This window comes from Idiomarina piscisalsi (genome assembly GCF_002211765.1).
Classification (GTDB): domain Bacteria; phylum Pseudomonadota; class Gammaproteobacteria; order Enterobacterales; family Alteromonadaceae; genus Idiomarina; species Idiomarina piscisalsi_A.
Genome location: NZ_CP022133.1, coordinates 529036 through 546733 on the forward strand (window position 1 = coordinate 529036; position 17698 = coordinate 546733).

Below are 17698 nucleotides of genomic sequence, written 5' to 3' on the forward strand. Positions count from 1 at the left end.
TAGAGAAGCTTCCCTGTGGAGACGCTACGAGTTCATCCATGAACGCTTGACGAAGGCCATCCATGGCCTTCGACACTCCCCAGTAAAGCTTCTCTATGCTCGTAACGCTTATAAGCGGTCTTTGACTTGGGCTTCGATGCCTTTGGCGTCTAGGTTGAGCTCTGCGCGGATTTCGGCTTGTGAGCCGTGTTTGATGAACTCATCGGGGAGTCCTAGTTGCAGGACAGAAATAGATAAGCCTTTGTCGGCAAGATGCTCGAGCACAGCACTGCCGGCGCCACCCGCGGTCACGTTTTCTTCAACGGTGACTAAACTGTCGTGTTTGGCAACCGCATCCTCAATAGCTTTGGTGTCCAAAGGCTTAACGAAACGCATATCAACAACGCTTGCGTTTAATGCTTCTGCGGCTTGCATTACCTCTGGCAACAGTGTGCCAAAGTTCAAAAAGGCAATTTTTTCACCATCACGGACGGTTCTGGCTTTACCGATTGTTAATGGCTTAGGGTCTCTCAGTTCGAGTCCAACACCGGCGCCTCTGGGATAGCGAACAGAGGCCGGACCTTTATATTCATAGCCGGTCGTCAGCATATCCAGACACTCTTGCTCGTCACTGGGGGTCATTATGACCATATTCGGTATGCAGCGCATATAGCTAATGTCGAAAGCCCCCTGGTGGGTTGGGCCGTCGGCACCAACAATACCCGCTCGATCGATAGCGAATAATACATCTAAATTCTGCAATGCTACGTCGTGAATGAGCTGATCGTAACCACGCTGTAAGAATGTGGAGTATATGGCGACAACGGGCTTCATGCCGGCAATGGCTAAACCAGCAGCGTAAGTGACGCTGTGCTGCTCAGCGATGGCAACATCAAAGTATTGCTCAGGGTACGCCTGGGAAAACTCAACCATGCCTGAGCCTTCACGCATGGCTGGGGTTATTGCCATAAGGGACTTGTCACTTTGTGCAGTGCTACACAGCCACTGACCAAAAATATCGGAGTAATTTGGAACGCCCGGCGCCTTTTGCGGCAGCTCTGATGACTTAGGATCAAACTTAGGCACGCCGTGGTAACCAATAGGGTCTTTTTCTGCGGGCTTATAGCCTTTGCCTTTTTGCGTCACTATATGCAGTAACTGAGGACCTTTCAGGTCTTTCATGTTACGTAGGGTGTCGACCAGCGCATTAACATCGTGACCGTCAATGGGCCCTATGTAGTTGAAACCAAGCTCTTCAAAAATGGTACCCGGCGCCATCATTCCTTTCATATGCTCTTCGGCACGGCTGGCGAAATGGCGAATATGAGGCAGCGGACTCAGCAGTTTCTTGCCACTCTCACGTAAAGAGGTATAAAAGCGACCTGACAATAAACGAGCAAAGTGATGATTTAATGCACCGACGTTCTCCGAAATCGACATATCATTGTCGTTCAGAATAACCAGCATATCCGGTTTTATGTCACCCGCGTGATTCATGGCTTCAAAGGCCATACCGGCAGTCATAGCGCCGTCACCGATAATGGAGACCACTTTCTGTTCGCGTTTTTGACGCTGTGCGGCTACAGCTAGCCCTAGTGCGGCGGATATTGATGTACTCGAGTGACCCACAGAAAGCACGTCATAGTCGCTTTCTTCACGCCATGGGAAGGGGTGTAACCCGTCCTTTTGGCGAATGCTGTGCAGCTGGTCTTTTCGACCGGTCAGAATCTTGTGCGGGTAGGCCTGATGACCAACATCCCAAACCAGCTTATCATTTGGCGTGTGGTACACGTAGTGCAAGGCAACAGTGAGCTCTACGGTACCTAAACCTGACGCCAGGTGCCCGCTGCTTTGACTCACGGAGGTCAGCAGAAACTGACGAACTTCAGCGCATAGGTCAGTGAGTTGATTGGGTGACAGTTCACGCAAATCAGCCGGAGAATTAATTTTATCGAGTAACGGGTAATTTTGTATCATTCGCTCAGTGATCCCGCTTCAGCAGGACATCAGAAAATTGTTCGAGTTTTGCCGTATTGTAAGGGATATCGGCGAGTGACAGTAGTGCTTTCTCATGTAACGAGTTTAAGTATTGCTGAGCCCCGTCGACACCTAATAGTTGAACGTACGTTGATTTATTGGCTGCCGTGTCTGACCCTTGGGGCTTACCAAGCAACTCAGTATTGCCGATAACGTCGAGAATATCATCCTGCACTTGAAATGCGAGCCCCAAATGGGCCGCAAAGGTTTTAAAATGCGGTTGCCACTTTTGGGCTTTTTCTTCACCACAAAGTACGCCTATTGTCGCAGCGGCTTCAATTAACGCCCCCGTTTTATGCTTGTGCATGTGCTCCAGCTCGGTCTCATTGACATGCTGGTCTGTGGCTTGCAAGTCAATTGCCTGACCGGCGCACATGCCCGCACTACCACTGGCACGAGCCAATGCGTTCACCATAGACAACTGGCGGTCTGCATTCAACCCACCTAGCGGGGATTCTGACAACAATTCAAAGGCGAGTGTCTGCAGAGCGTCACCGGCTAAAATAGCGGTCGCCTCATCAAAGGCTATGTGGCAGGTGGGTTGACCGCGCCTTAGATCGTCATTGTCCATCGCTGGTAAATCATCGTGAATCAGCGAATACGCATGAATGAGTTCAATCGCCGCTGCAGCGGCTAAAGCGGCATGCTTATCGCCGTGACAAATATCGGCAATCGTCATTAATAAATACGGGCGCACGCGTTTTCCGCCCAGCAGCACACCGTGCTCCATAGCACGGGTTAATGGTTCATTAATGGAGTGGCGAGACAGCTGTTTTTGTAAAAACGTGTCGACTTGCTCGCGCACTTCAGCCGTTAATGCATTAATGCTCACATGACTTCTCCGTCATCACTTTCAGAAGAGCCTTCCTGAGCAGCCATGAGGGTTGTGACTTTTTGCTCGGCCTGTTGCAGTTGCTGTTGGCTGGTACGAGCTAATTGAATGGCTTTTTCGAACTTTTCCAGCGACTTCTCAAGTGGCAGTTCGCCATGCTCAAGTTCATTTACCAATGACTCTAGCTCTTCTAACGCCTGCTCAAATGAAGGGGCTTTTTGTTGTTCTGACATAGTGCTTCTTGCGCAATTGTTGTGTGTTAGGGCTAATTATCCGATAAAGAATCCCGAATGTCAGCCGATGATCTCATTATTCCTGTGTAACATAACAAGAAGATGCTTGTCAGAGCAGCGCTATTGTTTAAGAATGGAGCGTAGCTGAATGGCAAAAAGTGAATTGGGGAGGAGCACTGAGTGGATATAGCAACGCTCGTTGGGATAATCGGCGCCATTGGTTTCGTTATCATGGCAATGATTTTGGGTGGCGATATCAGTTTGTTTATGGATACACGATCGGTATTCATTGTTTTTGGTGGCTCCCTTTTTATTACACTCGCAAACTTTTCTCTTAGTCAGTTTCTGGGCACAGGTAAAGTCGTTGTAAAAGCCTTCTTTTTCAAAATCGAGCACCCGCAAGAACTTATCGATACGGCAGTTGAAATGGCGGACGCCGCGCGTAAAGGCGGCTTTTTGGCACTGGAAGAGGCGGAAATTCCCAACAAGTTCTTTCGTAAAGGTGTCGACATGCTGGTCGATGGTCACGATGCAGAAGTCGTAAGAACAACGCTATCGAAAGACATAAAAATGAGTTTTGCGCGTCATGAAGAAGGCGCTCGCGTTTTTAAAATTCTGAGCGATGTCGCACCGGCCATGGGTATGATAGGTACGCTTATTGGCTTGGTGGCTATGCTGTCTAATATGGATGACCCTAAAGCCATTGGCCCGGCCATGGCGGTTGCCTTGTTGACGACGCTTTACGGTGCGTTTTTGGCTAACGTTATCGCGATTCCAATCGCTAACAAACTGATGCTGCGTGCCGAGCAGGAAAAACTGAATCAGCAGTTGGTTCTTGATGCCATACTCGGTATACAAGACGGGCAAAACCCACGTGTCATTGAAGGTATTTTGCGTAACTACCTGGCTGAATCAAAACGCGTTGGTGACGGTGACGAGGAAGAGTAATAATGGCCTCTGAAACAGTAAGAGACGAAGACGAAGAAGAGTGCGACTGCCCACCCGCAGGCTTGCCCATGTGGATGGCGACATTCGCCGACTTGATGACGCTGTTGATGTGTTTCTTCGTTTTGCTGTTGGCGTTCTCCGAAATGGACGTGCTGAAGTTTAAACAAATAGCCGGTTCTATGAAGTACGCTCTGGGCGTTCAGAATAAAATTGAAGTGAAAGACATACCCAAAGGAACCAGTGTTATCGCTCAGGAATTTCGGCCTGGTCGGCCTGAGCCAACCCCAATAGAAACCATTCAGCAGCAAACCGTTGAAATGACTCAACAAATGCTCGAGTTTCAGGAAGGGCAGTCTGACTTTGCCGGCGGTCAGCAAACCGAGCGTGGCGGTCAGGAAGCCGATAGTAAAGAAGATGAAAAACAGGCTGAATCTGAAAATACTGAAGCCATGACTCAAGTGTCTCAAGAGCTTATGCGTCGCATTGAGCAACAGCTCGAGAACGAAATAAAAGCGGGCACTATCGAGCTGGAGCAGCACGGTCAGCAAATTATTATTCGTATTCGTGAACAAGGCTCATTCCCGGAAGGCTCGGCTTTCTTACAGCCACAATTCCGCCCAATTATTCAGCAAGTCGCGACAGCGCTTAAAGAGATTCCGGGCGAAATTACGATTTCCGGACACAGTGACAATGAGCAAGTTGTGTCAGAGATTTACTCTTCACGCTGGGATCTCTCCAGCAAACGAGCAGTTGCTGTCGCTGAGGAAATGCTAAAAGTCGATGACTTCAGTGAAGACCGCATGGTGGTTATGGGGTATTCAGACACCAAACCGTTGGTTCCTAATAACTCTGAAGAGAATCGCCGCCGTAACCGTCGGGTTGAGATATCGGTGATGCAGGGTAAAGCGGCCGAGTCTGAGCAACAGGTTGACGTCATAGACTAAGCGCTGGTTTCTGGCGCTTAGGACACGTATAATTGCCGACTTTCTCACAAAGCCAAATGATATTGCTATGAAGTTTGTTGTCCGCCTGCACGCCGAAATCACCATTAAAAGCGCATCGGTCCGAAAACGCCACGGTAAGGTGTTAACCAATAATTTGCGCAAAATTTTGGCACCGATACATTCGTCCATTTATGTTAAGTGGCTGTGGGACCGTATTGAGGTGGCAGCGGAGACCGATAGCAACGACGCGCGCGACGCGATACGCGAGGCACTGAGACATACTCCGGGAATTTCCTGGTTTGCCGAAGTTATTGAGCAGCCATTAACGACCTTTGACGATATTGCTGAACTCGTCGGTGAGCACTGGAATCGTCGCCTGCAAGGCAAAAGTTTTGCGGTGCGAGTCAAACGTCAGGGCAAACACGAATTTAATTCTCAGCAACTTGAACGCTACATCGGTGGCTATCTTTTAAAGCATTCAGAAAACGCTCGTGTGCAATTAACCCGGCCGGATGAAGAAGTACAACTGCAGATTACCAATCAAGTGGTGCATCTTATTGGTGAACGTATTGATGGTATTGGCGGTTTTCCCATTCCGACTCAGGAGACGGTGTTGTCACTGCTCAGTGGTGGGTTTGACTCCGGCGTTGCCAGCTATGAGTTTATTCGTCGTGGGGCCCGTACTCATTTCTGCTTTTTCAACTTAGGTGGCGACGCTCACGAAGTGGCGGTGCGTCAAATTGCTTATTTCCTTTGGAAAAAATACAGCTCATCACATCCTATTAAGTTTATCAGTGTCGACTTTGCGCCCATCGTTGATGACATTCTGACGAATGTTGATAATGGCCAAATGGGGGTTGTGCTTAAGCGTCAAATGCTTCGGGCGGCATCGAAAGTTGCTCATTATGTTAAAGCACAGGCGCTGGTCACTGGTGAAGCAATGGGTCAAGTCTCCAGCCAAACACTGTCTAATCTGCGAGTGATTGATCAGGCGACACCGGCCTTAGTATTGCGTCCGCTTATCACCAAAGACAAACAAGAAATTGTCGACGAGGCGAAGAAAATAGGCACTGAACCGTTAGCGAAATCGATTCCTGAGTACTGTGGAGTCATTTCTAATAAACCGACAGTGAAAGCCTTGCCTGACGTTATCGAGGCGGAAGAAGCAAAACTGAACCCGGAGCTTTTAGATCAGGTTGTGCGCGCATCCAATGTATTGAGTATGCAGGACATTGCAGAACAAACTGAAAATGAATTGCAAATGCCGGATACAACAGCGGAACTCAGCAAGCAGAGTGTCATCATAGATATTCGTAACGATGATGAAATTGAAGCGGCACCTTTGAGTGTCAGTGCGGATATCATCGAAATTCCATTTTTCAAATTGGCGTCTAAGTTTCCTGAATTAGACCAGAGTCGCGATTATTTGCTCTATTGTGACCAGGGAATTATGAGTCGTATGCAGGCGTTGCTATTGCACGAAAATGGCTTTAACAACGTATCTGTTTATAAGCCTGATTAAAGAGACGTATTTATGCTGGCACGATTGCTGTTTTTTCTTCTGTTGAGTATCGCGACGGTTTTGTTTTTGTGGCAATTCCCAAACACCGGCGCGCAGAGTATTCCTTACCTGGATAAGCTTGTGCATTTTGGAATATTCTTCGTGTTGGCGATGACTTTTCACCGAGCGTTCGCATTGTCAGCGAAGTTGTCTTTATTGTTTTTGGCCTGCTATGGCTTGGCCATTGAGATTGCACAAAGTTATGCACCTGGACGCGGTGCCGATGTCTATGACTGGATAGCTGACGCCTGTGGCGTTATTGCTTACTTTGCTCTCCATCATATACGAAAAAAGTCGCGCTCTTAACGCGACTTTTTCGGTTTTTTTGGCTTAGCCGTTTTTTTCCCTTTTGTTTCTTTCTTCGCCTTCTTTTTCGGCTTAGATTTTTTCGTCGACGGGAATTTGTACTGAGGGCGCAGCCCTTCAATAACACGTCTATCGAGTTGAGCATCTAAATAACGCTCAATCCGGCCTAACAACAACGCATCATGTGCTTCGACTAATGAAATAGCCGTACCTTTTTGCCCACCGCGAGCCGTTCGGCCAATACGGTGCACATACACATCGGCTTGTTTGGGCAAGTCGTAATTAACAACTAACGAGATATCATCAATATCTAACCCACGCGCGGCCACGTCAGTAGCAACCAGCGTAATGTCCTGATTCTCTTTCAGTGTATTAATAATTTGCTGGCGCTCATTCTGAGGCATGTCACCTCTTAGCGTGACAATCTTGCGGGTATCAGTAAATTCACTGCGCAAGAAGTTAGCGACTATTTCCACCCGCTCACGAGTGCGAACAAAGACAAACTGACGACCTTTAAAGTCCTTTAGGGATGAGATTAAAAGTTTACGCTTGTGCTCATCGGTGTCAGCCAAATGAATCCACTGAACAATTTTACCGCGTTCGCGCTTGGGTGGTTGCACGTCAATGTATTCGGGCTCATTTAAAAGCTCTTTGGAGAATTTAATAACCCCAGAGCTGCCCAGTGTTGCAGAGAACAACAGTGACAGCTGTCTGTGTCGGGCCTGCAACGCCATTTCTTTTACTGAAGCGGCAAAGCCCATATCCAACATTCTGTCAGCTTCATCAATGACCAGCCACTCAACACTTTCTAAGTTGTACTGTTCTGCCTCCAGTAAATCCATCAAGCGGCCAGGCGTTGCGACCAACAGATCGTGACTTTTTTCTAGTTGAGACAACTGGCTTCCATAGTTAATGCCGCCGGTGACCACCACCGACGACAAACCGGTAGCCTCAGAGAACAGCGACGCTTGTTGGTGAATCTGTTCAGCCAACTCACGCGTCGGCGCCAACACCAAAATCCGGGCCGGGCCTGGTTGCTTGCGAGGGAAGTCCAATAAGTGCTGCAGCGCCGGCAATAAAAACGCTAAGGTTTTACCGGTGCCTGTCGGCGCACTCACTAACAAGTCCCGGCCGTCGAGCGCTTGTGGAATACTTAACTGTTGAACTTTCGCTGGTTTGTTTAAATCGGCTGCTTTGAGAACGCCAATTAAGCGATCATCCAGTTCTAACTCTTCCCAGTCTGGGACCATTGTTTTTCCTCTTTAAAACAAATTAACGCAACAGCAGCAAGGCTGAGTTGGTTGTTTGTAAAATGCTAGTGGTCGTGCTGCCCACCAAGAACTGGCGAATGCGCGAATGACCATAGGCACCCATCACCAGCACATCAATATTGTGTTCATTCTGGTAGGCGTGCAGAGTTGATTCAATCTCTCCTGAGCGCACTTCAAAGCGCACGTCGTGACCCAGTTCCCGTAAATGGTTAGCCGCTGACTCTATTGCTGCATGGTTGTCGTTAGTGTCGGCGCCAACCATGACCAAGTGTAAAGGCAGACCTTTAAAAATCGGGCTTTCAGCAAGTAAGCGTATGCCTTTGCGTGACGAATCGCTGCCATCGTATGCCAACATAACACTTTTCGGTTCCGTGAATTCTTCAGGTGCCACCAAAATAGGGCGACGCATGGTTCTTACCACGGTTTCCAACTGGCTGCCTATGCGATGAGTGCGTGTCGTGTCTTCACCATGTAAGCCCATGACCAGCAAGCGCATAGAGTCTTCAATTTCGTGCAACGATTCGGCTAAGTCACCATGACGCTGGCGCAGGTGTACTTGCTCCACACCGTCTTCCTGAGCGCGTATTTTGGCGCTTTCCAGCATGTGGTGTCCTTGCTCAAGCGCTAATTTACTGCGCTGTTGGTCGAGTTCAGCCAGCTGTTCCAGTAAGGCTTCGCGACTGCCCAAGCCAATATTGCCCGTCATATCAGTTTCAGTCGGGTAGCGCGCTTCATCCAATACGTGGAACAGCGTTAATGGGGTATCTAAACGCAGTGCCGCCCAGCTGGCGTAGTCACAAACTGACTGTGTCGAGGCAGAACCGTCAATACAAGCAACAACATGTTTCATCATCGAATTCCTTTTTAGTGACCGCCCATTAATTTATCAACCGCTTCGGGTTTGTCGTGAACACCAAACCGATCGACAATCGTAGCACTGGCTTCGTTAAGTCCAACCACTTCAACATCAGCACCTTCACGGCGAAACTTCACTACTGCACGGTCAAGTGCTTCAACGGCGGTAATATCCCAGAAATGGGCATTGCTCACGTCAATAACAACCCGTTCAACACCTTCTTTAAAGTCAAATGCGGCGAGAAACTTCTCAGACGAGCTAAAGAACACCTGGCCGACAACGCGGTATGTGCGTTTAATGCCATCCGCATCAACATCCGAGTTAATATACAGATAATGCCCGATTTTGTTGGCAAAGAACATGGCAGCTAACAGCACGCCGACTAAAACGCCTAATGCTAAGTTATGTGTTGCGACAACAACCGCAACGGTACTCACCATAACGATATTGGTCGACAGTGGGTGTTTCTTCAAATCTCGAATAGAGCTCCAGCTAAAGGTACCAATAGAGACCATGATCATCACTGCAACCAACGCTGCCATGGGTATTTGTACCAAAATATTATCCAGCACTAAGACCATAATCAGCAGGAAAATACCCGCAACCAAGGTGGATAGGCGCGTACGACCACCCGATTTCACATTAATAATCGACTGACCAATCATGGCGCAACCCGCCATGCCGCCAAGTAAACCCGAGCCGATATTGGCTATGCCCTGACCTTTACATTCGCGGTTTTTATCGCTGGAGGTATCGGTTAAGTCATCAACAATGGTTGCCGTCATCAGTGACTCAAGAATACCGACAACCGCCAATGCCGCAGAATAAGGGAAAATAATGGCTAAGGTTTCGAAGTTTAACGGAACGTCAGGCCATAAGAATATCGGCAGAGCGTCCGGCAATTCGCCCATATCACCAACGGTGCGAATGTCTAAGCCTAAGAACACGGCAACAATGGTTAAAGAAACAATACAAACCAATGGAGACGGTAAAATTTTTCCGATAACCGGAATGTAAGGGAATCCGTAAATAATTGCCAAGCCAGCCGCCGTCATCGCATACACATGCCAGGTGACATTGGTCAGCTCAGGTAACTGAGCCATAAATATCAAAATAGCCAAAGCATTCACAAAGCCTGTCACCACCGAGCGTGAGACAAAGCGCATGAGGTCCCCTAACTTGAGATAGCCCGCAATTATTTGCAGCACACCGGTCAATAGGGTGGCAGCTAGCAGGTATTCAAGCCCGTGGTCTTTGACCAGGGTGACCATTAGCAGTGCCATAGCACCGGTTGCGGCAGATATCATGCCCGGGCGCCCACCCGTAAAAGCGATAACCACAGCAATACAGAAAGAAGCGTATAAGCCTATTTTTGGATCAACGCCGGCAATGATGGAGAATGCGATGGCTTCAGGAATTAGCGCTAGAGCAACGACAATACCTGAGAGCAAATCACCACGTATATTAGAAAACCAGTTCTGCTGGATAGACTTCAACATAGTTAAATGACACCAAATTTTAAATAACACATATAAAAGCGGCCGGAATGGCCAGAAAAGCAGTGAACAGCCTACTGCGCACCTGCGACAAGGAAGTGACGGCTAGGGTGGCGTAATACGCGTCAGCACGTAGGTGGCTCCTTATGGTTTGAGGCTGGTCAAAAAAAGAGCGCGAATTTTAGCATAAAATGTGCCAACTACAAGTGCTTTCCTCGCGCCGGTAAAAAGCTAATCGCCATGGTAGATAGCGCCAATAACAGCGTTGATATGATCAGGCAAGCAACCAGCCCCCATTGCTGATACACCCAACCGGATAAAACCGTACCTAATAGGCGTCCGGCGGCATTGGCCATATAATAAAAACCAACGTCCAGCGACACCCCGTCAGCGCGTGAATAAGCCACAATTAAATAACTGTGCAGCGACGAATTGATGGCGAACAAAATACCGAATAGCCCTAAGCCAATAATAATGCTGTGGGCAATCGGTAAGTATTGCCAAAGTGCCAGAGCAAGCGCTAGCGGGCTCAGTGTCAGTAGGGCGTTCCATACCACCGCCTGAGCTTTGGGCACGTCCTGGCTACTTTTTGTGAATTTAGGCGCAACGCTTTGCACAAAGCCGTAGCCAATCACCCATAACGCCAAAAAGCTACCGATCTGCCAGTGATTCCAGTTGAGTTGACTGGCAAGAAATACAGGCAACGCAACCACAAACCAGACGTCACGAGCACCAAACAACAGAAAACGTGCGCCCGACAAAATATTAATAGGTCGGCTTTTGGATAAAATGTCTTTAAATTTCGGCTTAAACTTGGCCTTGCCGGACTCTTTTTTCAGGCAGATTAAACTGCCTGTCCAGACAACAGCGAGCATTATCGCCATAGCCAGTACCGCGCCTTGAAAACCAATTAAGGTAAGGAGAAACCCGCCCAGGAAAAAGCCAACGCCTTTTAAGGTGTTCTTCGATCCCGTCAGTATCGCTACCCACTTGTATAGCTGACCCTGCTTGTCGTCCGGCACCAAGAGCTTAATGGTGCTTTTAGCGCTCATTTTATTCAGGTCTTTGGCAATACCGGATAGCGCCTGAGCCGCCATCACCCAAATAACAGTGAGCATCGAACTGGGCACCAGCAGCATGGCGAGTGCCACAATTTGTATGCCGAGCCCAATGTTCATGGTGCGATTGAGCCCCCAACGAGCCCCCAGCCAACCACCAAACAGGTTGGTGACTATGCCGAAAAACTCATAGAACAGGAACAACATGGCGACTTCCAGCGCACTGTAGCCCAACTGGTGGAAGTGCAGCACCACCAGCATACGCAGCGCGCCGTCAGTCAGAGTAAAAGCCCAGTAGTTGCCCGTAACAATTAAGTATTGGCGTATTGCCGGCGACAGCTGACTCAGCATTAACCGACCTTTTCGACCAGCTCAACCGAGCGGTTGGCATAACCCCACTCGTTGTCATACCAGGCGTAAATTTTTACGTGCGTACCGTTAATGACTTTGGTGGACAGGGCATCGACAATGCTTGAGCGCGGATCAGTTTTGTAATCTATCGACACTAACGGGCGCTCTTCGTAACCCAGAATGCCTTTAAGTTCACCTTCTGCGGCTTCTTTCATCCAGTCGTTAACCTCTTCAACAGAAGTGGCTTTTTCCACTTCGAATACACAGTCGGTTAGGGACGCATTGGCAAGGGGGACTCGTACAGCGTGACCGTCAATTTTGTCTTTCAGCTCTGGGAAAATCTCCACAATAGCAGTAGCCGAACCGGTGGACGTCGGAATTAAACTCATGCCGCAGGCGCGGGCCCGACGTAAGTCTTTGTGCGGCGCGTCCAGAATGGTCTGCGTATTAGTTAAATCGTGAATCGTGGTAATAGACGCGTGCTTAATACCAATTTTGTCTTGTAGTACTTTTACCACAGGCGCCAGACAGTTGGTGGTGCAGGAAGCTGCTGTAACTATCTGATGCTTTTCCGGGTTATAAAGGTGCTCATTAACGCCCATGACAATATTCAAAGCGCCGGGTTCTTTAACCGGAGCGGATACCACAACTCGCTTAACGCCCTGTGACAGATAGTCATTCAGAACCTTCACGGTTTTCATCTTGCCGGAGGCTTCCAGAACCACATCGCAACCACTCCAGTCATTGTCGGCAATGGTTTTGTGCTGAGAAAAAGCAATGCGTTCCCCACCAATTTGAATCGCATTGTTCAGAGCTTCGGCCTCATAACCCCAGCGGCCATGCACCGAATCAAAATTCAGCAAGTGCGCAAAAGTAGCCGCATCGGCACCCGGATCATTGACCTGAACAATCTCCAGCTCAGGGTTTTCCCATGCTACACGTAAAGCGAGACGGCCAATGCGACCCAAACCGTTAATTCCAACTTTAATTGTCATAAAAGACTCCCCATTCTATATCTAAAGGGTTTTAGCGCTCATGATTTAAACCAGTGTTTCGTCTTATTCGCGAACCAGACTAAAGAGAGCATAACCGGCACTTCAACTAAGACACCAACAACCGTTGCTAACGCTGCACCCGACTGCAAACCAAATAATGAAATAGCCACCGCAACCGCCAGCTCAAAAAAGTTTGATGTACCAATCAGGCAGGCCGGAGCCGCAATGCGGTGAGGGAGCTTTATCAGTAACGCAATAATAAACGTAATAGCAAAAATGCCGTAGGTTTGAATCAGCAGCGGCGTTGCTATCATGGCAATGTCTAACGGGCGTGTTAGTAGCACCTCGGCCTGAAAGCCGAATAGCAGCACCACTGTTAGCAGTAAGCCGACAATGGACCAGGGCTTCATGCGCGTATCAAAGGCCTGCAGTGCGGAGTCGACATTTTGCTGTTGCGATGTTGCTCTGCCCTTTAGCCGCTGGCGCGTTAACAGCCCGGCAATAAGCGGTGCTACCACGTATAAGCCAACGCTGAGCAATAGGGTTTGCCAGGGCACAATGATGTCGGTAATACCTAAAAGCAGCGCAGCTATTGGTGCGAAGGCAAAAATCATAATGACGTCGTTGACCGACACCTGTACCAGGGTATAACTGGCATCGCCTTTGGTCAGTTGGCTCCAGATAAACACCATAGCTGTACATGGTGCCACGCCCAGAAGAATGACCCCAGCCAGGTATTCGTTGGCGGTCTCGGGCTGAATGAAATCAGCAAATACGCCTTTGAAAAACAGCCAGCCGACCAGTGCCATAGTAAAGGGTTTTACCAGCCAATTAATGACCACGGTAAGAATAAGCCCTTTCGGTTCCTTAGCAATTTGAGTAATCGACTCGAAGTTTACCTGAACCATAACCGGGTAAATCATCAACCATATCAACACCGCGATAATCAGATTCACTTGAGCAAATTCAATGCCCGACAAGACTTCAAAGATTGACGGGAATAAGTTGCCCAGTAACGTACCGACAATAATCGCCAGTGCGACCCAAACCGATAAAAACCGTTCAAACACACCCATTATCGACATCCTTGACTTGTTGAGGAATTAACGCTGCGTGATAAGCCGCAGTGGTTTTAATAATTGTTGCCATCCAGTCCTGCAGCGCGGGGTTAATGCGATAGTAAACCCAGCGCTGATCTTTGCGGTCAGCAAGCAACCCGTATTCGCGCAGTTGCGCCAAATGCCGCGACACTTTTGGTTGTGACATACCCGTCGCGTCCACGAATTGGCAAACACATAACTCACCATGGTGTTGTAGCATTAAAATCATTTTCAGGCGTAGCGGATCAGACAGAATTTTGAAGAACTCATGGGGGCATCAAAGAGCTGCGGTCGGTTACTTTCCTTGCGTAAAATCAGCAACAGCATCTTTATACGCTCGCTTAATTCATGCGCCGTTTTCTTAAAAGCATCCGCTTTTTTGCTGGCAACAGGATCCGGGAAGTCCCAGGCAATGAAATGCTGGTCGCCACATAAAGTCTGGCACTCTGTGCGAGCGCGGTCACAGAGGCTTATCACATAATCGAAGCTATCAAGCTCAATGTCATCAAGCGCTTTCGAGCGAAGCCCCTCTGTCTCAACACCCAGAGCCTGCAACGCCGATAGCCCCTCCGGCTCCGGTTGTGTCGGCTCAGTACCTGCACTGGCTACCTCAAAGTCATCACCAGCAAACTGCCGAAAAATAGCCTCCGCCATCAAAGACCGCGCAGAATTCGCCGTACACAGAAACAAAACCTTCGTCATCAGGTAACACCATATATTCGATAATTCATATATATGCTATCCCGAATATATTGGCCGCGCAATAGCCAAGCTGGGAGGAGGCCGGTTGTCACTTGTTTCGCTTGAGCATTGAACCTCCTGTGGCGGAGACGCTACGAGTTTATCCATGAACGCTTGACGAAGGCCATCCTTGGCCTTCGACACTCCGACACAGGAGGTTCAACACTCGTAACGCTTACAAGTGAGCAACCGGCCTTATCTACCATTGGTCGTGAGGGGGCTGAACCATGAGTGCGCCCAACGGTTACAGGAGCTACTGAGGAGGTGAGCAGCGCCATGGATGGCGCTGCTCAAGCCCTACAGGGATGTATTCACGGGCGTCCTCCACAGTAGCTCCTGTAACCTCAGCGCTCGTGGTTTCAGCCCCACCCTCGCAGCTAAAGCCCGAGGACGTCTTTGCCTTGTTTGAAGGTGACGTCAACCGGGATGCCGGCGTCGGCGAGTTTGTCGAGGTCGGCTTTGAGCTGCGGGCTGACAACGCCTAAGGTTGCAACCAGTTCAGCCACACCGTTGTAGTCGCCGTCGCCTTGCAGGGTCAGAATTTTTTCTGAAAGGCTGTTCATGGCGGCACGCATTTTGTCCATGTCAATGGCGTACTGGCCTTGTGCATTGCGTTTGAAAGCGCCTTCATCGGCGAAATAGTTGAATCGAATCATATTGGCTTTGCCGTGAGCGCTAGATGCGCCAAAACGCACTGAACGGAAAATACTGGCCATAAAGGTGGTGTAATAATCTTCCAGTTCGCCTTCGGCTAAAACGCCTTGTTCAAATAGCTGAGTCACCATGTAAAGGCCGAGAATATCTGCTTTGCCTTCTTCTAGCGCAGAAGCATGTTCTTTCAACGCCGAACGCACGGTACCTTTATCATTTAGCGTGTTTTTAATGCCCAGACCATGAGCCACTTCGTGGAACATGGTATTGGCAAAGAAGGCATTAAACGTAATGTTCTCGCGCTGTTCTGGCACAATCAGCTGTTCGGCAATAGGAACCAGAATTTTATCGAATTTAGCCTGCATGGCGTTTTTGAGCTGTAAGCGGCGGGTGCCTTTTTCCAGCTGAACTTCTTCGTCGTTAGGCAGGTTTATCGCAATCGTCTTGCTACCCGCATTAGAGTGCCCGGCGTAGTAAACCGCATCGTAAGCATTTAGCTGGGCATTAGCGCCCGGCATTTCCGCTTTGTAAGCGTCTTCAACCGGCAAGCCGCGTTGTAATTCAGGCAAGTACTCGGCGTATTTTGCTAAGCGATCACTCCAGGCTTTGTCTTTAATCAAAACATAAGACTCAAATGCCGTTTTGTAGCCGTACAAGTGATCTTCGTAGTTCTCAATAGGACCAATAACCACATCAATCTCGTTGTCGGTCATGTCCATCCACGCCATATCAGACGGTTGGTATTCATTACTTAAAAACGCATCGGCACGTAAGCGCAGGTATTCGGCGAAGTCTTTACTTTCCGCGAGATCCGCCGCCTGGCGCAGTAACTCAGCTGCCTCGGTCAGTGACTCATTGAACGCTTCAGAGTAAGGAACCGTCATTAAGTCGCCGTTTTCATCACGGCGTAATAACGTGTAAAGACTGTCTTTGTTGGCTAAATCAGCGTTCTCAAACTCAACTTTGGTCATATCCTCCGGGTAGAAGTTGGCGCCGGCAGGCTTGTCGTCAAAGCCCGTTAAAAAAGGTTGATTGTTGTTAAGGCGATCCCACGGACCGTAGTTTATCACCGTGAACTCTTTAGCGCGTTCTTCTACCTTTGTCAGCAGCTTCTCTTTGTTTCCCGGGAATGCCTGCTGCCAAAATAGCTCGTCCATTATTTTTGACGCATCAATCAGTAAGCCGATCATTTTTTTCTGGTCGCTGGATAAATGCGACAGGTCACTGGTCAATTCATACGGCGTGTAAATATCGAGCCGGTGCTCTTTTCCTTCAATCAATTGGTAGCTTTTTGGAGCCGCGCTTTGGGTATCTTCAGTTGTTGATTGTTGACCGCAGGCGGCTATAGCAAGCGCTAACGGGGCAATAAAAAAGGCTGATTTTTTCATAATGATACTTTTGTCAAATTGAGTTGTTGGAAAGTTCTGTTAATCTACTGCTATGCCTGATTAGAAGCAATAGAATAACCATAAAAAAGGATCTCTCAATGGCATCGCAGAATGCGCTTTATTTACTCATTGATGAACGGTTACAGCGTGACGAACTAACGTTGCCCGGTTTGCCGAAAACGGCTGAGCAAGTGCGTAACGCAACACTTGATCCTGATTGCAACTTGCACGATTTGGCGCACATCATTCAACAAGATGCCGTATTGTCGGCTCGATTAATACGTCTGGCAAACAGTGCTTATCTGGGGGGCCGCAATAAAGCTGAAAGCCTGATGCAGGCGCTAACACGTATAGGTATGCGTCGAATTCGCACCTTGGCTTTTGCAATGGCCATGGAGCAGGTATTTGAGCCCGGCAACGACATTGTGAAGATGTTCTCAGAACAATATATCAAAGAGAGCAGAGAAATTGCCGCTGCATCGGTGGTTATCACGAAAGATCTTCAGCGCAGAGGAATAGGACACCGGTTACACCAGGATGTTTCTTTGCTGGCAGGGATGGTATCCAGAATTGGCGTGACGCCTATTTTAAGAATGGCCAGTGAGTTTGAGGACAGTTTTGCCAATCCAACGTTTATTAACGAATGCATTTCACAGTTAAGTTCACCGCTGGGTACTAACATTTTGAAATACTGGCAATTCACACCAAATTTAGTGCAGGTACCGTTACATTTTAATAAAGGGCGCATGAATCTGGATGACGCTATTACCGTGAATTATTGCGATATTGTGCATTTAGCCAGTCTATTAACAGGCAATAACGCCAGTAAAAGACACAATGTTACCGTGGTGGAGTATGAATTACGGGGGATTATTGAACGAGAGGATTTCTGGCAGCAAGACTCAACTCAAGAGTCTTACCACCAGGTATTGGATTTATTTGGCTAATCCA

17 protein-coding genes are annotated in these 17698 nt (G+C 48.5%); 5 read left to right on the forward strand and 12 right to left on the reverse strand.

Features of this window, described 5'->3' with window-relative positions; genetic code table 11:
• Positions 1–108: 108 nt before the first annotated feature.
• From dxs to CEW91_RS02475, 3 genes are read right to left on the reverse strand one after another with little or no spacing between them, the layout of a single operon-like run.
• Positions 109–1956, reverse strand: a complete 1848-nt coding sequence (gene dxs, locus CEW91_RS02465; protein ID WP_088767517.1) for a 1-deoxy-D-xylulose-5-phosphate synthase — start codon at positions 1954–1956, stop codon at positions 109–111.
• 4 nt (positions 1957–1960) lie between these two features.
• Entirely contained in the window at positions 1961–2848 is an 888-nt protein-coding gene (locus CEW91_RS02470) for a farnesyl diphosphate synthase (protein ID WP_088767518.1), read from the reverse strand.
• On the reverse strand, positions 2845–3081 hold the full coding sequence (locus CEW91_RS02475) for an exodeoxyribonuclease VII small subunit (RefSeq protein ID WP_088767519.1): 237 nt from the start codon (positions 3079–3081) through the stop codon (positions 2845–2847). The genes CEW91_RS02470 and CEW91_RS02475 overlap by 4 nt, the downstream gene beginning before the upstream one ends.
• A gap of 180 nt (positions 3082–3261) precedes the next feature.
• On the opposite strand from CEW91_RS02475, the gene pomA reads away from it, so the two are divergent.
• The 4 genes from pomA to CEW91_RS02495 all read left to right on the forward strand — a co-directional run bounded on the left by pomA (position 3262) and on the right by CEW91_RS02495 (position 6840).
• Positions 3262–4029, forward strand: a complete 768-nt coding sequence (gene pomA, locus CEW91_RS02480) for a flagellar motor protein PomA (RefSeq protein ID WP_088767520.1) — start codon at positions 3262–3264, stop codon at positions 4027–4029.
• A gap of 2 nt (positions 4030–4031) precedes the next feature.
• Positions 4032–4973: a flagellar motor protein MotB gene (locus tag CEW91_RS02485; protein ID WP_088767521.1), complete on the forward strand. Its 942-nt coding sequence runs from the start codon at positions 4032–4034 to the stop codon at positions 4971–4973.
• A gap of 67 nt (positions 4974–5040) precedes the next feature.
• On the forward strand, positions 5041–6495 hold the full coding sequence (gene thiI / locus CEW91_RS02490) for a tRNA uracil 4-sulfurtransferase ThiI (protein ID WP_088767522.1): 1455 nt from the start codon (positions 5041–5043) through the stop codon (positions 6493–6495).
• Positions 6496–6507: 12 nt separating this feature from the next.
• Positions 6508–6840, forward strand: a complete 333-nt coding sequence (locus tag CEW91_RS02495) for a VanZ family protein (RefSeq protein ID WP_088767523.1) — start codon at positions 6508–6510, stop codon at positions 6838–6840.
• Here CEW91_RS02495 and srmB read toward each other — a convergent pair.
• The 9 genes from srmB to CEW91_RS02535 all read right to left on the reverse strand — a co-directional run bounded on the left by srmB (position 6837) and on the right by CEW91_RS02535 (position 16747).
• A complete protein-coding gene (gene srmB, locus CEW91_RS02500) occupies positions 6837–8090 on the reverse strand; it encodes an ATP-dependent RNA helicase SrmB (protein ID WP_088767524.1) in 1254 nt (417 codons plus the stop codon). The two genes, CEW91_RS02495 and srmB, sit on opposite strands and share 4 nt — an antisense overlap.
• A gap of 22 nt (positions 8091–8112) precedes the next feature.
• Entirely contained in the window at positions 8113–8964 is an 852-nt protein-coding gene (locus CEW91_RS02505) for a universal stress protein (RefSeq protein ID WP_442906056.1), read from the reverse strand.
• A gap of 11 nt (positions 8965–8975) precedes the next feature.
• Entirely contained in the window at positions 8976–10466 is a 1491-nt protein-coding gene (locus CEW91_RS02510) for a SulP family inorganic anion transporter (RefSeq protein WP_088767526.1), read from the reverse strand.
• 197 nt (positions 10467–10663) lie between these two features.
• Entirely contained in the window at positions 10664–11872 is a 1209-nt protein-coding gene (arsJ, locus tag CEW91_RS02515) for an organoarsenical effux MFS transporter ArsJ (protein ID WP_088767527.1), read from the reverse strand.
• The gene (locus CEW91_RS02520; protein WP_088767528.1) at positions 11872–12867 is read right to left on the reverse strand and encodes an ArsJ-associated glyceraldehyde-3-phosphate dehydrogenase; all 996 of its coding nucleotides are present in this window, start codon (positions 12865–12867) and stop codon (positions 11872–11874) included. Before CEW91_RS02520 ends, arsJ begins: the two co-directional genes overlap by 1 nt.
• 38 nt (positions 12868–12905) lie before the next feature.
• A complete protein-coding gene (arsB, locus tag CEW91_RS02525) occupies positions 12906–13943 on the reverse strand; it encodes an ACR3 family arsenite efflux transporter (RefSeq protein ID WP_088767529.1) in 1038 nt (345 codons plus the stop codon).
• The gene (locus CEW91_RS12340; protein ID WP_198400880.1) at positions 13930–14196 is read right to left on the reverse strand and encodes a metalloregulator ArsR/SmtB family transcription factor; all 267 of its coding nucleotides are present in this window, start codon (positions 14194–14196) and stop codon (positions 13930–13932) included. Before CEW91_RS12340 ends, arsB begins: the two co-directional genes overlap by 14 nt.
• 2 nt (positions 14197–14198) lie before the next feature.
• Entirely contained in the window at positions 14199–14669 is a 471-nt protein-coding gene (locus CEW91_RS12345) for an arsenate reductase ArsC (RefSeq protein WP_198400881.1), read from the reverse strand.
• A gap of 416 nt (positions 14670–15085) precedes the next feature.
• Positions 15086–16747, reverse strand: coding sequence for a dipeptidyl-peptidase 3 family protein (locus tag CEW91_RS02535; protein ID WP_088767530.1), 1662 nt, complete (start codon positions 16745–16747; stop codon positions 15086–15088).
• Positions 16748–16845: 98 nt separating this feature from the next.
• Between CEW91_RS02535 and CEW91_RS02540 the strand changes: the two genes are divergently transcribed.
• Positions 16846–17694: an HDOD domain-containing protein gene (locus CEW91_RS02540; protein ID WP_088767531.1), complete on the forward strand. Its 849-nt coding sequence runs from the start codon at positions 16846–16848 to the stop codon at positions 17692–17694.
• Positions 17695–17698 lie beyond the last annotated feature (4 nt).

Excerpts from the sequence above, each read along its gene's own strand:
- dxs (WP_088767517.1), bottom strand. The coding sequence starts at position 1,956 with ATGATACAAAATTACCCGTTACTCGATAAAATTAATTCTCCGGCTGAT.
- CEW91_RS02475 (WP_088767519.1), bottom strand. The coding sequence starts at position 3,081 with ATGTCAGAACAACAAAAAGCCCCTTCATTTGAGCAGGCGTTAGAAGAG.
- CEW91_RS02485 (WP_088767521.1), top strand. The coding sequence starts at position 4,032 with ATGGCCTCTGAAACAGTAAGAGACGAAGACGAAGAAGAGTGCGACTGC.
- thiI (WP_088767522.1), top strand. The coding sequence starts at position 5,041 with ATGAAGTTTGTTGTCCGCCTGCACGCCGAAATCACCATTAAAAGCGCA.
- CEW91_RS02495 (WP_088767523.1), top strand. The coding sequence starts at position 6,508 with ATGCTGGCACGATTGCTGTTTTTTCTTCTGTTGAGTATCGCGACGGTT.
- srmB (WP_088767524.1), bottom strand. The coding sequence starts at position 8,090 with ATGGTCCCAGACTGGGAAGAGTTAGAACTGGATGATCGCTTAATTGGC.
- CEW91_RS02505 (WP_442906056.1), bottom strand. The coding sequence starts at position 8,964 with ATGATGAAACATGTTGTTGCTTGTATTGACGGTTCTGCCTCGACACAG.
- CEW91_RS02510 (WP_088767526.1), bottom strand. The coding sequence starts at position 10,466 with ATGTTGAAGTCTATCCAGCAGAACTGGTTTTCTAATATACGTGGTGAT.
- arsJ (WP_088767527.1), bottom strand. The coding sequence starts at position 11,872 with ATGCTGAGTCAGCTGTCGCCGGCAATACGCCAATACTTAATTGTTACG.
- CEW91_RS02520 (WP_088767528.1), bottom strand. The coding sequence starts at position 12,867 with ATGACAATTAAAGTTGGAATTAACGGTTTGGGTCGCATTGGCCGTCTC.
- arsB (WP_088767529.1), bottom strand. The coding sequence starts at position 13,943 with ATGGGTGTGTTTGAACGGTTTTTATCGGTTTGGGTCGCACTGGCGATT.
- CEW91_RS12340 (WP_198400880.1), bottom strand. The coding sequence starts at position 14,196 with ATGATTTTAATGCTACAACACCATGGTGAGTTATGTGTTTGCCAATTC.
- CEW91_RS12345 (WP_198400881.1), bottom strand. The coding sequence starts at position 14,669 with ATGACGAAGGTTTTGTTTCTGTGTACGGCGAATTCTGCGCGGTCTTTG.
- CEW91_RS02535 (WP_088767530.1), bottom strand. The coding sequence starts at position 16,747 with ATGAAAAAATCAGCCTTTTTTATTGCCCCGTTAGCGCTTGCTATAGCC.
- CEW91_RS02540 (WP_088767531.1), top strand. The coding sequence starts at position 16,846 with ATGGCATCGCAGAATGCGCTTTATTTACTCATTGATGAACGGTTACAG.